The 15,847-nt window shown below is 62.6% G+C and carries 18 protein-coding genes; 13 read left to right on the forward strand and 5 right to left on the reverse strand.

The genetic code is table 11. The annotated features are described in order from the left end of the window. The first annotated feature begins 32 nt into the window (after positions 1–32). From AWB72_RS28555 to AWB72_RS13330, 4 genes are all read left to right on the forward strand, one after another. Positions 33–308, forward strand: a complete 276-nt coding sequence (locus AWB72_RS28555) for a hypothetical protein (RefSeq protein ID WP_143754628.1) — start codon at positions 33–35, stop codon at positions 306–308. A 142-nt stretch (positions 309–450) separates the two neighbouring features. Beyond that, the gene (locus AWB72_RS13320) at positions 451–3,084 is read left to right on the forward strand and encodes a PAS domain-containing hybrid sensor histidine kinase/response regulator (protein ID WP_040052520.1); all 2,634 of its coding nucleotides are present in this window, start codon (positions 451–453) and stop codon (positions 3,082–3,084) included. A 57-nt stretch (positions 3,085–3,141) separates the two neighbouring features. Continuing rightward, the gene (locus AWB72_RS13325) at positions 3,142–3,399 is read left to right on the forward strand and encodes a hypothetical protein (protein ID WP_040052521.1); all 258 of its coding nucleotides are present in this window, start codon (positions 3,142–3,144) and stop codon (positions 3,397–3,399) included. A 67-nt stretch (positions 3,400–3,466) separates the two neighbouring features. Then, positions 3,467–3,922, forward strand: a complete 456-nt coding sequence (locus tag AWB72_RS13330) for a YaiI/YqxD family protein (RefSeq protein WP_040052522.1) — start codon at positions 3,467–3,469, stop codon at positions 3,920–3,922. A gap of 15 nt (positions 3,923–3,937) precedes the next feature. Here the strand turns inward: AWB72_RS13330 and AWB72_RS13335 are convergent, their stop codons facing one another. Further along, positions 3,938–4,249, reverse strand: a complete 312-nt coding sequence (locus tag AWB72_RS13335; RefSeq protein ID WP_040052523.1) for a hypothetical protein — start codon at positions 4,247–4,249, stop codon at positions 3,938–3,940. A 144-nt stretch (positions 4,250–4,393) separates the two neighbouring features. On the opposite strand from AWB72_RS13335, the gene AWB72_RS29670 reads away from it, so the two are divergent. The 8 genes from AWB72_RS29670 (at position 4,394) to AWB72_RS13370 (ending at position 10,802) form a co-directional block, all read left to right on the forward strand. Beyond that, positions 4,394–4,528, forward strand: coding sequence for a hypothetical protein (locus AWB72_RS29670; RefSeq protein WP_280174566.1), 135 nt, complete (start codon positions 4,394–4,396; stop codon positions 4,526–4,528). A 91-nt stretch (positions 4,529–4,619) separates the two neighbouring features. After that, positions 4,620–4,931: a hypothetical protein gene (locus AWB72_RS13340; RefSeq protein ID WP_040052524.1), complete on the forward strand. Its 312-nt coding sequence runs from the start codon at positions 4,620–4,622 to the stop codon at positions 4,929–4,931. Positions 4,932–4,991: 60 nt separating this feature from the next. Further along, the gene (locus tag AWB72_RS13345; RefSeq protein ID WP_040052525.1) at positions 4,992–5,579 is read left to right on the forward strand and encodes a peroxidase-related enzyme; all 588 of its coding nucleotides are present in this window, start codon (positions 4,992–4,994) and stop codon (positions 5,577–5,579) included. Between the two features lie 158 nt (positions 5,580–5,737). After that, positions 5,738–6,628: a LysR substrate-binding domain-containing protein gene (locus AWB72_RS13350; protein ID WP_040052526.1), complete on the forward strand. Its 891-nt coding sequence runs from the start codon at positions 5,738–5,740 to the stop codon at positions 6,626–6,628. Positions 6,629–6,728: 100 nt separating this feature from the next. Next, positions 6,729–7,478, forward strand: coding sequence for an SDR family NAD(P)-dependent oxidoreductase (locus AWB72_RS13355; RefSeq protein ID WP_040052527.1), 750 nt, complete (start codon positions 6,729–6,731; stop codon positions 7,476–7,478). Positions 7,479–7,563: 85 nt separating this feature from the next. Next, on the forward strand, positions 7,564–8,892 hold the full coding sequence (locus AWB72_RS13360; RefSeq protein ID WP_040052528.1) for an MFS transporter: 1,329 nt from the start codon (positions 7,564–7,566) through the stop codon (positions 8,890–8,892). Between the two features lie 29 nt (positions 8,893–8,921). Continuing rightward, entirely contained in the window at positions 8,922–9,758 is an 837-nt protein-coding gene (locus AWB72_RS13365; RefSeq protein ID WP_040052529.1) for a transketolase, read from the forward strand. Positions 9,759–9,803: 45 nt separating this feature from the next. After that, positions 9,804–10,802 (forward strand): transketolase family protein, encoded by a 999-nt coding sequence (locus AWB72_RS13370; RefSeq protein WP_040052699.1) that lies wholly within the window; start codon positions 9,804–9,806, stop codon positions 10,800–10,802. A gap of 4 nt (positions 10,803–10,806) precedes the next feature. Here AWB72_RS13370 and AWB72_RS13375 read toward each other — a convergent pair whose 3' ends face one another. From AWB72_RS13375 to AWB72_RS13390, 4 genes are read right to left on the reverse strand one after another with little or no spacing between them, the layout of a single operon-like run. Beyond that, entirely contained in the window at positions 10,807–11,364 is a 558-nt protein-coding gene (locus AWB72_RS13375; RefSeq protein ID WP_040052530.1) for a DUF2894 domain-containing protein, read from the reverse strand. Further along, positions 11,357–12,004 (reverse strand): OmpA family protein, encoded by a 648-nt coding sequence (locus AWB72_RS13380; RefSeq protein WP_040052531.1) that lies wholly within the window; start codon positions 12,002–12,004, stop codon positions 11,357–11,359. The genes AWB72_RS13375 and AWB72_RS13380 overlap by 8 nt, the downstream gene beginning before the upstream one ends. After that, positions 12,001–14,466, reverse strand: a complete 2,466-nt coding sequence (locus AWB72_RS13385; RefSeq protein WP_040052532.1) for a DUF802 domain-containing protein — start codon at positions 14,464–14,466, stop codon at positions 12,001–12,003. The genes AWB72_RS13380 and AWB72_RS13385 overlap by 4 nt, the downstream gene beginning before the upstream one ends. Before the next feature lie 5 nt (positions 14,467–14,471). Continuing rightward, a complete protein-coding gene (locus tag AWB72_RS13390) occupies positions 14,472–15,167 on the reverse strand; it encodes a DUF3348 domain-containing protein (protein WP_040052533.1) in 696 nt (231 codons plus the stop codon). A gap of 122 nt (positions 15,168–15,289) precedes the next feature. Between AWB72_RS13390 and AWB72_RS13395 the strand changes: the two genes are divergently transcribed. Beyond that, positions 15,290–15,796, forward strand: a complete 507-nt coding sequence (locus AWB72_RS13395) for a GNAT family N-acetyltransferase (RefSeq protein ID WP_040052534.1) — start codon at positions 15,290–15,292, stop codon at positions 15,794–15,796. Positions 15,797–15,847: the final 51 nt, after the last annotated feature.

A 15,847-nucleotide genomic window follows, 5' to 3' on the forward strand; every position in this document is an offset into this window, starting at 1 on the left:
AGGCATTTGAAGCGTTCGTTCAAGCATCGGCCATGCCCAAGGCTATCGAAGCGTTGTCGGCCATCAGGCATGACGGATGCAAACACCGTTCGACGAACCGCTTTCTTTTCAACACAACAAAAGGAACTCACATGACCGAACAAACCGATCGTTCGACACCGCCCAAGCAAACCGATAGCGATCCGACCGCAGCAGATCGTCGCTTGAGCGACGAACAAAAACAGAACGCAGCAAATGAGCCCGCACCGCCTGACGCAGACAAGGGCCCACCCTTACCGGATCCGAACGCAGTCGGCGAGGATGGCTAACTTAAGCGAAGCACTCATGGCGCACGGGCGTGCGTTCGTGCGCCATTGAATGCGGTATGGTATCCGTAGGTAGAAAAACAATACCAAGCAAAGAAAGCCGCGCCGGCGACGCGCTCGCCGTTCAACCGCAGCAAGGACGCCCATGTACGATCCTGCTCACTTTCTTCCGTCCTTCGTGTGGCGCGCGGCGCGCGACGGCTTCATTCAGTACGCGAATCCGTGGGCGTGCCGCTACCTCGGCATCGAACTGGATGAATTGATCGGACGACATTGGCGTGAATTCATTCATCATCAGGATGAAGAATGCGTACTCAACGCTTTGCGTCAAATGCGCGATACGCTCCTGAGCAATGTCGATGTCCGGCTCCTGCGAGTGGATCATGAATTCCGCTGGCATACGCTGCACCTTCAGGCGACACGCGACCAGGAAGGCCGGATTGCCGACACGGTAGGCGTGGCCATCGACATACACGAATGCCGGCACGCGTGGGAGTTATACGAAGCGAGCGAACGCCGCTTGCAGGCCGCATTCGCGGGCGCACGCATGGGCGCGTGGGAATGGGACATGACCACGCGCGTGGTGCGCATGACGGCGCAACTCGCGGAGATGTACTCGTTTCCGCCGGGCACCGAGTCCGCGATGCTCTCGGAGATATGGGATCGCGTGGCGCCCGAACATCGCGAGCCGTTTCAGCGCAAGCTCGCAGAAGCATTGCACGAACGCGGCCCATTCGAATTCGACTTCGTCCTCGACGGCGTAGCAACTTCTCGGCGATGGGTGCGCATGCGCGGCAATCCCGAATACGACGCGCGCGGCGTCCTCACGCGCGTGTATGGCGTGAGTTTCGATATCAGCGATCATCGCGCGGACGAAGAACGGCTGAGTCTTAGCGAACGCCGTTATCGCGCGCTGGTGGAATCGACGGGTGCGCTCATCTGGTCCGCCGATGCGAACGGCGAGATTCATCCTTCGAGCGGCGACTGGCAGAACTTCACCGGCGCGCCTCGCGACCGGCTATCGCGCTGGGGCTGGCTCGATTTCATTCATCCCGATGACCGCGAGCAGACGCGTAAAGCATGGCTCGCCGCGTTGCGTCAGGGCGGCCCATGCACGCTCACGTTTCGCATGTATCGAAGGGATGGGGTTTTTCGCATGGTGCAGGCGCAAGCCGCGCCGCTCTACGACGAGCGCGGCAATCTGCAGGAATGGTTCGGCACGACAACCGACGTCACGCCGCGATACGAAGCGCAAGCCGCGATCGAAGCGCGCAGTCTTCGCCTCACGGTGGCAATGCAGGCAGCGAAGATCCACATCGTTTCGCTGGAGCTGGCCACGTGGTCGCTCATGTTCGAGATCGTCGGCAAGCAGCGGCCCGAGCCTGCCGAAACGGTCACGTACGAAGCAGCGCTCGCCCGCATTCATCCCGACGATGCACCGACGCTCGATCGCTACGTGCGTCGGCTCGCTGCCGGTGATGCGCCCGGCGAGCAGTTCGAATTCCGCGTGAAGGACTCGGACGGCGAGCGATGGATGCAAGGCAGCGCCCTGCTTCAACGCAGCAACGACGGCAAGCCGCTGCGTATCATCGGCAGTCTGATCGACATCACCGAGCGCAAACATATGGAGCTGGTGCTGCGCGAATCGGGCCGGCGCAAGGACGAATTCCTCGCGATGCTCGCGCATGAGTTGCGCAATCCGCTCGCGCCCTTGCGCACGGCCATCGCGCTGTTGCAGAAAGACGAAACGCTCTCGACGCGCACGGACGATCTCATCGAGTTGATGCGCAGACAGGTCGAGCATATGACGCGCATCGTCGATGACCTGCTCGAAGTGTCGCGCATCACGCAGGGGCGCATTGCGTTGAAGACCGAGCCGATTCTCGTCGGCACGGCGGTGTATCACGCGGTCGAAGCGATTGCGGGCATGGTGGAATCGCGCAAGCAGCACATACAGGTCGATGTTCCCGATGCAACCACCTGGGTCTGCGCCGATGTCACGCGTCTCTCACAAATCCTCGTCAACGTACTCAACAACGCAACGAAATACACGCCGGAACAAGGGCAGATATCGGTGAGCGTGGAAGCGGACCAGGACTGGGTATCGATCGTGATTGCGGATACGGGAACCGGCATCTCGGCGGACCTGCTGCCGAAGGTTTTCGAATTGTTCTCGCAAGGCGAGCGCACGCTGGACCGGTCGAATGGCGGGCTCGGCATCGGGCTATCGCTCGTGAAGAAACTGGTCGAGATGCATAAAGGGACCATCACCGTGCAAAGTCCCGGGCCGGGTCTCGGCACGACCGTCACCGTGCGATTGCCGCGTCTGCATCATCATGAAAGGCATTCGGCGATGGCGCTAACGGATGGCAGCGGGCTCGAAACGCAAGCTGCGCTGCGCGTGCTGGTTGTCGATGACAATCGCGACGCCGCCGATTCTCTCGCCATGCTGTGCGAATCCGAGGGACATGTCACGCGTGTCGCGTATTCGTCGGAAGAAGCGTTGGCGGCAACGCAATTCGACGCGGACGTCGCGTTGCTCGATATCGGCTTGCCGGACATCGACGGATACGAGCTTGCGCGACGCTTGCGCCGCAAGGGCGCTAGCGCGCCGCTGCTCGTTGCGATCACGGGCTATGGGCAAGCCGAAGACCGCTTGCGCGCGCAGTCGGCGGGCTTCGATTATCACTTCGTGAAGCCGGTCAACGTCGAGAGTCTGTTGAAGCTATTGTCGTCGCTGACGACGGAACGCCCTGCCGGACGCATCGCGGAACAGTGATTGCTCGAGGCTGTCACCAAACTCACTCGAATCGATTCGAATCACCAGGATATTGAAATGAATCCCGAACCATCCGATCCGGTCGAACGCGCGGACAAGCGGCGCGAAGCCATCGGCGAAGGCGACGTCAAAGAGAAAGCGGACGGCACGATCGAACAGCGCGAGCACGGCAACATGGACCCTTCGCTCGTACCGAAGGGCAAGGATCATCCGGAGCAAGGCGCTTATACGCCGGAGGACGATCACATCGATCCCGACGTCGATCCGGCCGCGAGCAGCGATCATCCGCGCAGCAAGCCGGATTCCGAAGCGTGAATGCTTGAGGCGAACCGAGGCGCGCGTGCAGTAAGATGCGCGCTCTCCCTTTCGCTGAAGACGCTTCATGCAAATTCTCGTCGATGCCGACGCGTGCCCCGCCGTCGTGAAAGACATACTCTTTCGCGCAGGGCCGCGCGTGAGCGTGTGCGTGACGCTCGTTGCAAATCAATTCCTGCGCACGCCGCCCTCGCCTTTCATCAAGGCTATTCAAGTCCCTTCGGGCTTCGATGTCGCCGATGCGCGCATCGTCGAACTCACTCAACCGGGCGATCTCATCATCACCGCGGACATTCCGCTCGCCGCCGCCGTGCTGGCAAAAGCCGCGCATGCGCTCGATCCGCGCGGAGAATGGTTCAGCGCCGAGAACATCGAGGAACGTCTCACCATTCGCGCGATGATGGATCAGCTTCGCGGGAGCGGCGTCGACACAGGCGGACCGTCCCCTTACAGCCCGCGCGACAGCAAGCATTTCGCTGCGCAACTCGATCGCTTTCTTACGCGAGTGCGCCGCGTTTCGTGACCGTTCACGCTTATTTCAAGGACACGGACCTTCGCTGTCAGGTCCCGGCATTCGATGCTCACCGCTCGGACTATTCGAGTAATGGTCCGGAAAACCCTTTCCGACGAGTGAATCGTAGTCGTCCGGCGGCGTCCTCACGATGGCATGCAGCATCTTGATGAACGCATTGCCGTCAGCGAGATTGTCGACGATCACCCGCGCCGTTCTCAGTGAAATGGATTCCGTCAGCGGCGGCGCATTGCCGTCGTCCAGCTTGAATTTGAAGCGATGAATCTCGGCCGCGCCCGATTCAGGCGGCTTCTCGTGCGACACGATCGTGGCTTTCATGGTCTTGATTTCTTGTGTGTGGCGATTCTTATTTAGCAAGGAATGCGCCACGAACGCGCGCCGGCACATCGCCTGCTGAGCGCTTGCGGGAACGCGGAATGCGTCTCTGAAAGTCCCAACCATCTTTGCAGAGGAGTTAAGCCGATGCCTGAATCCAAGCAAGGTAATACGAACCCGACCAACCCGCGTAACGATCAAGGAAAAGGAAAGGCACAAGGGCAATTGCAGCAGAACCAGCAAAAGCAACCGATGCATCAAGGTGGTCAACGGCAACCGTGAGTCAGTTGCCATGCAGTGACCCGTCTGCGCCGCACCGTCAGCAATGGCGGCGCGACCGGGTCACGCATCAGCCGTGTTAGGGAGACTTCGCATGAACGCGCGAACGATTGGAACGATCTCTGCCGTGCTTGCGCTCGGCCTGTCCAGCGCCGTTTTCGCAGCGGACACAGGCGCTTCTTCATCGCAGAACAACACCAACGCGGGACAGGGTTCCGCAGGCGGCATGCAACCGCGCACGCCGGGCGGCGGAACGGGCGGTGCGGGTGACGGCATGCGCACGCCGGGGCAAGGCTCCTCAGGCGGCATGCAACCGGCGACACCCGGCGGGCATGACGATGCATCGCGTCAGCCAGGCGCGCCGATCGGTTCATCGTCCGTTGGCGGCGGCAACAAAGGCCAGTAAGTCGCACGGCTCTCCGGCATACTGCATGACCGAGTCACTCGACTTCATGACGGAGAGACCATGCCGAACCCGCTCATCAGCCGTTATCCCGTTCCCGATCCGCAAGACTGGCCCGCGGATATTCGCGCCCGCATTCTCGAAGTACAGGAAAAGGCCGGCTTCGTGCCTAACGTTTTCTTGACGCTCGCGCACAGGCCCGATGAATTCCGCGCGTTTTTCGCGTATCACGATGCGCTCATGCTCAAGGAAGGCGGGCTCACCAAAGGCGAACGCGAGATGATCGTCGTGGCGACGAGCGCAGTGAACGACTGCCTTTATTGCGTGGTCGCGCATGGTGCGATTCTGCGCATCTATGAAAAGAATGCGCTTCTTGCGGACCAGGTGGCGGTGAATCATCGCAAGGCGGATATCACGCCGCGTCAAAAGGCCATGCTCGATTTTGCGCTCAAGGTGTGCCGCGCGTCGGGCAGTATCGGCGATGCCGACTTCGCCGCACTACGCGAGCACGGCTTCAGCGATGAAGACGCGTGGGACATCGCCGCCATTACCGCATTCTTCGGCTTATCGAATCGCATGGCCAATGTCATGTCGATGCGGCCGAATGACGAGTTCTATCTGATGGGGCGGCTGCCCAAAGAGGCGAAGTAAAACCCTCCTCTGCCTGAAAGACTGAATTGTTAAAGAGACTTATGCGTCACTGCAATTCGTCGGCGCGATGCGCGACTGACCGTTAGCTGCGTTTCGCCAAGATACGCGCTCTTTCCGCGATAAACTGCTCCAGCCGACACCGATATAAAACAACTCGAATGCGCCTGCCTCCGCTCAAATCGATCATCGCGTTCGAAAGCGTCGCGCGGACCAAGAGCGTCAACCGCGCCGCCGACGAACTCGGCCTGACGCCATCGGCGGTCAGCCATCAGCTTGCGAATCTCGAAGGCATCGTGGGCCGCCCGCTCTTCACGCGGCTCGGCCGCGGCCTCGTACTGACGCCCACAGGCACGCAATATCTCGCGGACGTGACCGGCGCGCTGGCTGAACTCAATCGCGCGACGGAACGTGCATCGAGCGAAACGTCCGTTGAAATTCTGCGCATTCATTCGAGCCCGAGCTTCGGCCTCATGTGGCTGCTGCCGCGCCTCGCAGCGTTTCAGGAGGCCAACGGCGATATTCAGATGAACCTCGCGTGTTCGTATGAAGACGTGTCGTTCACATCGGGCTTTTACGATGTCGATGTCCGTCACGGCTATGCGCACTGGACCGACGTCGAAATCAAGACGCTGCGCCATGAAACCATCGCGCCGCTCGCGTCGCGTGAATATCTCGAGCGCTTTCCGGTTGCATCACCGGACGACCTGCTCGAACGACGACTGATCTTCTCGGAGTCGCCGCTCGTGCAATGGCAGCAGTGGTTCGGCAAGTTCGGTGTCGCCGCGAAACGCAAGGCGTTCGACTTCACGTTCGATCGTTCTTACATGTCAATTGAAGCCGCCGCGCTCGGACACGGCATCGCGCTCGAAAGCACCATGCTCGCCTCAGTGCATCTCGAACGCGGCTCGCTCGTGCCGGTATTCGGCCGCGAGTTCGCGATGGACGTCGGCGCGCATCATCTGGTTTACCCGAGCCAGAACGCGCAATTACCGCGCGTCGCGAAGTTTCTTGCGTGGATGGACGAGCAGATTGGCCGCCGCGCCGTCTGATAGCTGAAAAATTCTCAGCAATAGTTGAGGCGAACTGCGTTGATCGTCAGGTCGAAGCCAACGACACTGCGTCTACACCAGACAATCAACGGAGACAGCCATGTTGTTAGAGAATCGTGTAGTGATCGTCACAGGCGCGGCTTCGGCGCGCGGCATCGGCAAGGCCACGGCCAAGGCGCTCGCTGCACAGGGCGCGCGCATCGTCATTCTGGATCTGCGTGAAGCCGACGCTCACGCCGCCGCACGCGATATCGGCGAAGGCCACCTCGGCCTTGCCTGCGATGTCACCGACAAAGCCGCTTGCGTTGCCGCCGCGAACGCAGCCATCGAAAAGTACGGGCGCATCGATGCCCTCATCAACAACGCAGGCATCACGCAGCCCATCAAGACGCTTGAAATCAGCAGCGATAACTTCGATGCCGTCATCGACGTGAATCTGCGCGGGACGCTCTACATGTCGCAAGCAGTCATCGCACAGATGAAGAAGCAGCAGAGCGGTAGCATCGTGTGCATGTCGTCGGTATCGGCGCAGCGCGGCGGCGGCATCTTCGGCGGACCGCATTACAGCGCGGCGAAAGCAGGCGTGCTCGGCCTCGCCCGCGCGATGGCGCGTGAGTTCGGCGGCGACCATATCCGCGTCAATTCCATCACCCCCGGCCTCATTCAAACCGACATCACCGGCGACAAGCTCACGCCCGAGATGCGCGCGGACATCATCAAGGGCATTCCGCTCGGCCGGCTCGGCGATGCAGCGGATATCGCCAATGCATGCCTGTTCCTCGCAAGCGATCTGTCGGGCTATCTCACCGGCGTCACGCTCGACGTGAACGGCGGCATGCTGATTCATTGATGTTGCCCGGGCCCCTCGCTCGGGCGTTTCACGCGCACCCGGATGAACCGGGGCGCAACCCGCCGCATCATGGTAGGAGACACGCATGAAAACCAGACTCAACGCGCCGCATATCGCGGCCGAGCGTTCATCGTCGACAGACACCGCGACCTTCGAAGCGCAGACTTACGCAAAGGTTGGACGACGCCTCATTCCCTTTCTGATGCTGTGCTATCTCGGCGCGTATCTGGATCGCGTGAACGTGGGCTTCGCGAAACTGCAAATGCTGAACGACTTGCGCTTCTCGGAGACCGTGTACGGCATCGGCGCGGGCATCTTCTTTCTCGGCTATTTCCTGTTCGAAGTGCCGAGCAACGTCATTCTTCATAAGGTCGGCGCGCGCAACTGGCTTGCTCGAATCATGCTGACGTGGGCGGTCATTTCGGCTTCCTTCGTATTCGTCAAGTCACCCACGACGTTCTATGTATTGCGCTTCCTGCTCGGCGTCGCGGAAGCGGGCTTCGCGCCTGGCGTGATTCTTTATCTCACGTACTGGTTCCCTGCCGCGCGACGCGCGAAGGCGCTGTCCCTCTTTTTCATGGCGATTCCGCTCGCGGGCATCGTCGGCGGGCCGCTGTCGGGCTACATCATGCATGCGTTCCAGGGCGCGCACGGCCTTGCCGGATGGAAGTGGCTGTTCATGCTCGAAGCGTTGCCGTCGCTCGTGCTTGGCGTCGTGATCCTGTTCTATCTCGACAACGGCATTGCCGGCGCGAAGTGGCTCACGGATGCTGAAAAGGCGCTCTTGACGCGCAACGTGGAGAAGGACAGATCGCAGACGGTCGAGCATGTGTCGATCCGTGCGTTCATCGGCGATCGCCGTCTGTGGCTCATGGCTTCGATCTATTTCTGCGTCGTGCTCGGACAATACGGCCTCACGTTCTGGCTGCCGACGATCATCCGCCGCGCGGGTGTCGCGGACCCGCTGTGGGTCGGCATCTTCACCGCCATTCCGTATCTGTGCGCCATCGTGGCGTTGCCGCTGATCGGTGCGAGCGCCGACAAGCGCCGCGAACGCCGCCTGCATCTGGCCATTCCGATGCTCGTCGCCGCAGCCGGCTTCGCCACCTTGCCGATGCTCGGCAGCGTGGGCGCATCGATCATCTGCGTAAGCGTGGCCGCAGCGGGCATCCTGGCCTCATCGTCGCAATTCTGGTCCTTGCCGACCGCGGTGCTGGGCGGCATGTCGGCAGCCGCGGGCATCGCCGCCGTGAACTGCTTCGCCAATCTCGCGGGCTTCTTCTCGCCCGCCATCGTCGGCTGGCTCAACGATCTCACGGGCAAGTCCACTGCGGGCCTGATCTTCATCTCGACGGCAATCGTCGTGGGCGCGGGACTCGTGTTCCTCGTCCCGGCCAAGACCATTAATCGCTAAGCATTCCTATCATCTTCAAGGAGACACACATGAGCACACCCGTCATCGAGGAGGTGACGCTCGCCGAGCGCGCCTATCGCATTCGCCGCAACGCCCTTCTGATGGGCGAAGTGCAAGGTCAAGGCTACATCGGGCAGGCGCTCGATATCGCCGATGTCCTCGCCGTCGCTTACTTCGGCGCGATGAACTATCGCCCCGAAGATCCGGAATGGGAAGGCCGCGACCGCTTCCTGCTGTCGAACGGTCATTACGCAATCGCGCTGTACGCCGCGCTTTTCGAAGCCGGCATCCTTCCGCAAGACGAACTCGAAACCTATGGCAGCGACGACAGCCGCCTGCCGATGTCCGGCATGGCGAGCTACACGCCCGGCATGGAGATGTCCGGCGGATCGCTCGGACAGGGGCTCACGATCGCGGTCGGCCGATGCCTGGGCCTCAAACGCAAGCAGTCGAAGTCCTTCGTCTACACGCTGTTTTCGGATGGCGAGCTGGACGAAGGCGCGATCTGGGAAGGGCTGATGTCGGCGGCGCACTGGAAGCTCGACAACCTGATCGCGATGATCGACGTGAACAATCAGCAAGCCGATGGCCCATCGACGCAGATCATGGCGTTCGAGCCGCTCGTGCCGAAGCTCGAAGCGTTCGGCTGGTACGTGCAGCGCGTGAACGGCAACGACATCGACGCGGTGAAGGAAGCCTTCGACAACGCGCGCAATCTGAAGGAAGCGAAGCCGCGCATCATCGTGTGCGATACGAAGATGGGCTGCGGCGTGCCGTTCCTCGAACAGCGCGAGAAGAACCACTTCATCCGTGTCGATGCACATGAATGGAAGCTCGCGCTCGAAGCACTGAAAGCGGGCAAATAACTTTGCATGGGCACGAGCGGACTCGGGCCCACACAGGAGACAAGCATGAGCACTATCGAAAAGAAGCCGCGTTTGAAGACCTCGGCGATGATCGCATCGATTGCGGGCGAAGGACAAGTCACGCGTTCCGCGCCGTTCGGCCACGCGCTTGCCGAACTGGCGCGCACGAAGACGAACGTCATCGGCATGACGGCCGATCTCGGCAAGTACACCGACCTGCATATCTTCGCGAAAGAATTTCCCGAGCGTTACTATCAGATGGGCATGGCCGAGCAACTGCTGATGGGCGCGGCGGCGGGCTTCGCACATGAAGGCGCGCAGCCGTTCGTCACGACGTATGCCGTGTTCGCCACGCGCCGCGCGTATGACTTCATCCATCAGACCATCGCGGAAGACAATCTGGATGTGAAGATCGTCTGTGCATTGCCGGGCCTCACGACGGGCTACGGGCCGAGTCATCAGGCGGCGGAAGATCTCGCACTGATGCGCGCGATGCCGAACATGACCGTGATCGATCCGTGCGATGCGCTCGACATCGAGCAGATGGTGCCCGCCATTGCCGCGCACAAAGGCCCGGTCTATGCGCGTCTGTTGCGCGGCAACGTGCCCGCCGTGCTGGACGAATACGACTACACGTTCGAACTCGGCAAGGCGAAGCTGCTGCGCGATGGCGCGGATGTGCTCGTGATCGCGTCGGGCATCATGACCATGCGTGCGCTCGAAACCGCGAAGGCGCTCGAAGCGGATAACGTGGATGTCGCGGTGCTGCACGTGCCGACCATCAAGCCGCTCGACACCGAGACCATCATTCGCGAAGCGAGCCGTTCAGGCAGGCTCGTAGTGGTCGCGGAGAATCACACGGTCATCGGCGGACTGGGCGAAGCCGTCGCGACGACGCTACTGAGCGCGGGCGTCACGCCGGCTTACCGACAAATCGCGCTGCCCGATGCGTTCCTCGATGCAGGCGCGCTGCCGACGCTGCACGACCGCTATGGCATTTCGACGAACATGATGGCGAGCACCATCAAAGGCTGGCTCGCCTGATGCACTAACGCGCCCCACTGCGCGCGGACTTCTTACCGCGCGGCGCATCACGACCGACAGGCGCATTCGCGCCTGTCATCGCTTCCATCCAGGAAAGCGTATCGACGTAAGAAAGGAAGTGCTGAAGATACGCAGGCGATACTTCGCGCATCAACGCCAAAGACCGATGCACGAGGCTGCTCGAATTGAGTGGCCCCGCATTTTTCGGCACCTGTTCCAGCGATTCGCGCAACTGACGCTCCGCGCTGACCTTCGACCAAACCGCGCGAAAGAATTCGAGTAGTTCGGCGTGCGAAGCGTATGACGCCGCGTGGTGCGTCATGTCGTCGAGCAAACGCGCGAGCGGTGTCTTGTCGGCCTGCGCTTCATGTGTACGCGCAGCGGCTTCGACCTCGCGCGCATAGTCTTGCATGAGCGCTGAAAGCCTTGCATCGATGATGCGCCGCGCTTCGCCTTCATGCGTCATCGCGCGGCGCGCTAAAGCGTCGATCAACGCGAAACGCACGGGATTCACGCGATCTTCGCCGCGTGCACGCCATGCATCGATGATCGCGTTATCCATGCCGCTTCACCGGTGCGTTCGTCGGACGCGGCACCGGCGATATCTCCACGCGACGATTCTTCGCGCGGCCTTCGTCATCGGCGTTGGAACTCACCGGCTGCTCCGAACCGAAGGCGGCCGCGAATACCGACGACGGCGGCACGCCCGCATCGATCAGCGCGCGCGTGACGGTCAACGCGCGCTTCGCCGACAACTCCCAGTTATCCGCGAAACGGCGATTGCCTTCGCGCACTTGCTGGTCGTCGGCGAAACCGCTGACCATCAGAATCTCTTCATGCGACCCGAGGTACGCGGACAGCGGCCCGGCTAGCGTCTTCAAGAGATCGCGTCCCTGCGGCTGCAACTGGTCCGAATTCAACGCGAACAAGACGCTGCCGCTAATGCCGATGCGCCCGTTCACCAGCGTCACGCGCCCCGACGCGAGCGGTCCCGCGAGCGCCTCTTCGAGTGTCTTGCGGCGCTGCGTTTCCTGCTGCTTTTCCTTGACGGCCTGTTCGAGCTTCGTGGACAACTGCAATTGCACGCCGATGACCGCGACGAGAATCAGCACGAACGCGCCGAGCAACACCGACATCAGGTCCGCGAACGCGGCCCAGATGGGCGCGGCGGCTTCGGCGCCGACATCGAGTTCGTCGTTCATTCGCGCGCTCCCGCCAGCTCGCGTTGCGCCGCGATCTGCTGCAAGTTCTCGATGATCTGCTTCTGCGACATCATGCTGAGATCGATCACTTCTCTCGCCTGCGCGACGTAATACGCGAGCTGTTCGTCGCTGCGTGCGAGCGTCTTGTCGAGCGCGGTTTCAATGCGCTGCAGATGCGCAACGAGCGTCTCGTTCGATGCGCCGAACGCATCCACCGCGGCGCCGAAGGCTTCGCCGAGACTCGCCACTTCCACCGCGCTGCCCGTGATGTGCGCGGCCACCGCGCCGATCTTCCCGCTCTCGGCTTCGACCTTCTCGGTGAACTGCGTGCCCGCGCGCGTGAGCATGTCGGCGGACGTCGCGACAAGCGCATCGATCGCCACGCGCTGTTCGTTCGACGCATGATTGACCGCATCGAGCAGCGTCTCGACGGTGGCGAGCAAGCGGCTGCGCTCGTCGAGCATCGCGGTGTCGCGGATCATTGAATCGGAGAGCTTCTGGCGCAATTCGGCGATGACTTCCGCCGCGGCCTTCGGCGCTTCGGATGCGGCCTGCACGAGCCGCTCGATTTCGGCGATGGTGCCGCTCGCGTGCGAACGCGCTTCCTCGGACATCTCGCGTGCGGTGCGTGCGAGCGTCTCCAGAATCTCGCGCTCACGCTGCTCGGCCAGCGCGCCCGACTGCTGCCATTCCTCGCGCAATGTCGCGGCCATCGCGGTGAGCGCGTCGGTCCATGCCGACAGGCGCGCTTCGTTGGCCGACGCCGCGTCCGTGCGCAGCTTCGCGTGGGCGTCGTCGATCGAACGCAGCAGCGAAGCCGAATGCTGTTCGAAGCGCTGCGCGGCGGCGTCGAGTGCGTCGCGATGCTGCATGGCGAGTTGCTCACCCGAGCGCTGTTGCTCGGTGAGTGCGTTGCGCCATGCGTCCGACATGCCCGCCGACGTGCTTTCGAGCCGCGACGAAAGCGCATCGAGCAGATGCGTCGAGCGTGCTTCGATGCTCGCGGCGAAGCGATCCAGCGATGCGCCCGCTTGGCTTGCGAGCGCGGCGCTCGTCTCATCGTGCTTCTCGACCGACTGACTCAATGTGTCCGCGATCTTCGCGACCGAAGCGTGCAGTTCGCCCGACACATCGTTCAAACGCGCGGCGACGTTATCGACGAGATTCGTCGAGCGTTGCTCGAATGCGAGTGCGAAGCCATCGAGCGATGCGCCCGCCTGCGTGACGAGCGCGGCGCTTGCCTGTTCGTGCTTTTCAAGCGACTGCCCGAGCGTATCCGCGACCTTCGCGACCGATAAGTGCAATTCACCGGAGACATCGTTCAAACGCGCGGACACGTTATCGACGAGGCTCGACGAGCGTTGCTCGAATGCGAGTGCGAAGCGATCCAGCGACGCATCCATCTTGCCGACGAGCGATTCGTTGGCCGCCTGATGCCCCGCCAGCGAGCGGTTCCAGATGTCCGCGACATTCGCCGTCGAGGCTTCGAAGCCGCTCGACAAGCCATCGAGTTGCCGCGCCACCGCGTGTTCGATGTTCGCGTGCAACGAAGCCGTTTCGCGCGCGATGCCGTCCATCGTCGCCTGCATGACGGGCTGCAATGCGGCGCTCGCGGCGCGCGCGCTGTCGGCCACGCTTTGCTTCAACGACAGTTCCACCGACGTCGCCAGCCGCCGATACGCCGTCTCCGTGTTCGCATGAAACGCGGTCTGATTCGCGACTTGCCGCTCGTTCGCGGCCACGCTTTGCTGTTCGATGGCGGTCATCATCGCGTTGAGACGATCGACCAGCTTCGGCATGATCTCGGTCTGACGTTGCAACAGCCTGAAGCTCTCCTCGCGCTGATGCGACTGCGTGAAAGTGCGCAGCGTCGTCGCGATCTTTGCGTCCAGCGCCTGCGCGACGTGCAGCCTTTCGCGTCGGCATAGCGTGGACAGCAGGCCCAGCATCGCCGATGTCGCGACGCCCGCGATCGACGTGCCGAACGCAAAGCCAAGCCCCGTCACCGGCGCGGCGAGCGATGCGCGGATCGCCGCGAGATCGGTCGAGCTTTCGAGCGCCGCGCCCGTGCCGCGCAGCGTCGCGACCATGCCGAGCAGCGTGCCGAGCATGCCGAGCAGCACGAGCAGACCCGCGAGATACGGCGCGAGCGCCGGTCCGGGCAACGCAATGCGCTCGCCCTCGATGCGCAGACGCACCGCATTGCGCAGGCTCGCGGGCACCTGATCGAGCCACACGCCGAGGCTTTTCGGCGCACTCGTCGATTGATCGATGGCAACGGCGAGCGCCTGCGTCGTCTGTTGGTAACGCTGCAATTCCCACGCGCCTGCGAGATAGCACGCACCGATCACGAGCGTGACGGCGAACGCGAGCGCGTTCGAGCCGATATAACCAATGGCAATACCGCAGACGGCCAGCAGGCCCGCCAGGAAGACGGCTAGATTCAGAAGATATCGGGGCATAGCGTTCAGTGAGCGGCTTGACACGCCGCGAGCAAACCTTCGACCGGTTGAAAACGTACGTCCAGTTCAGCGAGCAGGACGCTTTGCATGTCCTTCTCGAATGCGTCCAGCCATGCGGACGGCGCGCCCTCGGCTTCCTGCGCGCGGCGCATGCGCTCGAAATGCTTGCCGAGCAGCGCGGGCACTTTCGCGAACAGCGTGCGCTCGCGGGCGAAAAGCGCCTGCTCCATCACGGCATCGACGACAGCCAGCCGCGCCGTGCGATCCGACTTCGCGGCCAGCACCGCGCGCAGCCGGCCGCGCAACGCGCCGATGTCGGATTCCATCGTCTGTTGCAGGGACAGATAACGCTGGCGATACACCGCGTAGTCGACCGGCACCTCGACGATCGGCGTCTGTACCGGCGCACGATGCCGCGCGGGCGCGGCCGTCTTCGCCGGAGCGATGGCGTTCGCGAGCGACGCGCGCACGCGCGCGCAGGCCTCGCGTTGCGCGGCCCCTGCGGATCGCGCGCCGGAGATGGCGGGCGGATCGCCGCTGAGCGCGGTCGAGAGCGCGATGGCGTCGGTCCAGCCGAGCCACTGGCTCAGCCGGTCGGACAGCGACGCGCCGGGTTCATCGACGTCGAGATCGGCAAAGCGCGCCAGCAGGCGCACGAGCGCCGGGCCGCTGGCCGCCGTGCGCTTCCTGGATTGCACGATTTCACCGGAGGCAAAAACCCGCTAGTTTACACGGCCATGACCTGCTGCCTAGATTTGAGGCGGATTCGTCATAGTTTGAGCATCGCCGATGCCGCATTCCTCACGCTACCGTCCCATCCGACATGATCCGACGCCTCCACCCCGCCGATGCCGCCGCCTTCCGCGACATCCGTCTCGAAGGCCTGCGCCTTCACCCCGCCGCCTTCGGCGCTTCCCACGACGATGAAAACGCGCAGCCGCTCGACTGGTTCGCCGCGCGCATCGCGGATCACGCGGTGTTCGGCGCGTTCTCGGGCGCGGAAAATCTTGAAGGCGTCGCGGGGCTGATGGTGCCGGCCGCCCGCAAGACGCGCCATAAGGGCGTGCTGTGGGGCATGTACGTGCGGGAAAGCGCGCGCGGGTCCGGGCTCGCCGCCGCGCTGCTCGGGCGGGTGCTGGAACATGCGGCGAGCGTGGTCGAAGAGGTGAAGCTCGAAGTGTCGCCGGACAACCGCGCCGCGATGCGCCTGTACGAAGCGGCGGGCTTCGGCGTCTATGCGCGCGAGCCGCGTGCGCTGAAGATAGGCGACGCGTACCACGACTCCCTTTTCATGACGCTGCGCCTGACGCGCCCCGACGACGCGCACTGACTGATGCGCGCACGCAATCTTTTAGGAGTTAACTGGTTCGTTAGAATCGTT

It is taken from the genome of Caballeronia concitans, assembly GCF_001544615.1.
Lineage (GTDB): Bacteria > Pseudomonadota > Gammaproteobacteria > Burkholderiales > Burkholderiaceae > Caballeronia > Caballeronia concitans.

What these genes read in the sequence shown, in the direction of transcription:
- AWB72_RS28555 (WP_143754628.1), top strand. Translation starts at nt 33, where the DNA reads ATGCCCAAGGCTATCGAAGCGTTGTCGGCCATCAGGCATGACGGATGC.
- AWB72_RS13320 (WP_040052520.1), top strand. Translation starts at nt 451, where the DNA reads ATGTACGATCCTGCTCACTTTCTTCCGTCCTTCGTGTGGCGCGCGGCG.
- AWB72_RS13325 (WP_040052521.1), top strand. Translation starts at nt 3,142, where the DNA reads ATGAATCCCGAACCATCCGATCCGGTCGAACGCGCGGACAAGCGGCGC.
- AWB72_RS13330 (WP_040052522.1), top strand. Translation starts at nt 3,467, where the DNA reads ATGCAAATTCTCGTCGATGCCGACGCGTGCCCCGCCGTCGTGAAAGAC.
- AWB72_RS13335 (WP_040052523.1), bottom strand. Translation starts at nt 4,249, where the DNA reads ATGAAAGCCACGATCGTGTCGCACGAGAAGCCGCCTGAATCGGGCGCG.
- AWB72_RS29670 (WP_280174566.1), top strand. Translation starts at nt 4,394, where the DNA reads ATGCCTGAATCCAAGCAAGGTAATACGAACCCGACCAACCCGCGTAAC.
- AWB72_RS13340 (WP_040052524.1), top strand. Translation starts at nt 4,620, where the DNA reads ATGAACGCGCGAACGATTGGAACGATCTCTGCCGTGCTTGCGCTCGGC.
- AWB72_RS13345 (WP_040052525.1), top strand. Translation starts at nt 4,992, where the DNA reads ATGCCGAACCCGCTCATCAGCCGTTATCCCGTTCCCGATCCGCAAGAC.
- AWB72_RS13350 (WP_040052526.1), top strand. Translation starts at nt 5,738, where the DNA reads ATGCGCCTGCCTCCGCTCAAATCGATCATCGCGTTCGAAAGCGTCGCG.
- AWB72_RS13355 (WP_040052527.1), top strand. Translation starts at nt 6,729, where the DNA reads ATGTTGTTAGAGAATCGTGTAGTGATCGTCACAGGCGCGGCTTCGGCG.
- AWB72_RS13360 (WP_040052528.1), top strand. Translation starts at nt 7,564, where the DNA reads ATGAAAACCAGACTCAACGCGCCGCATATCGCGGCCGAGCGTTCATCG.
- AWB72_RS13365 (WP_040052529.1), top strand. Translation starts at nt 8,922, where the DNA reads ATGAGCACACCCGTCATCGAGGAGGTGACGCTCGCCGAGCGCGCCTAT.
- AWB72_RS13370 (WP_040052699.1), top strand. Translation starts at nt 9,804, where the DNA reads ATGAGCACTATCGAAAAGAAGCCGCGTTTGAAGACCTCGGCGATGATC.
- AWB72_RS13375 (WP_040052530.1), bottom strand. Translation starts at nt 11,364, where the DNA reads ATGGATAACGCGATCATCGATGCATGGCGTGCACGCGGCGAAGATCGC.
- AWB72_RS13380 (WP_040052531.1), bottom strand. Translation starts at nt 12,004, where the DNA reads ATGAACGACGAACTCGATGTCGGCGCCGAAGCCGCCGCGCCCATCTGG.
- AWB72_RS13385 (WP_040052532.1), bottom strand. Translation starts at nt 14,466, where the DNA reads ATGCCCCGATATCTTCTGAATCTAGCCGTCTTCCTGGCGGGCCTGCTG.
- AWB72_RS13395 (WP_040052534.1), top strand. Translation starts at nt 15,290, where the DNA reads ATGATCCGACGCCTCCACCCCGCCGATGCCGCCGCCTTCCGCGACATC.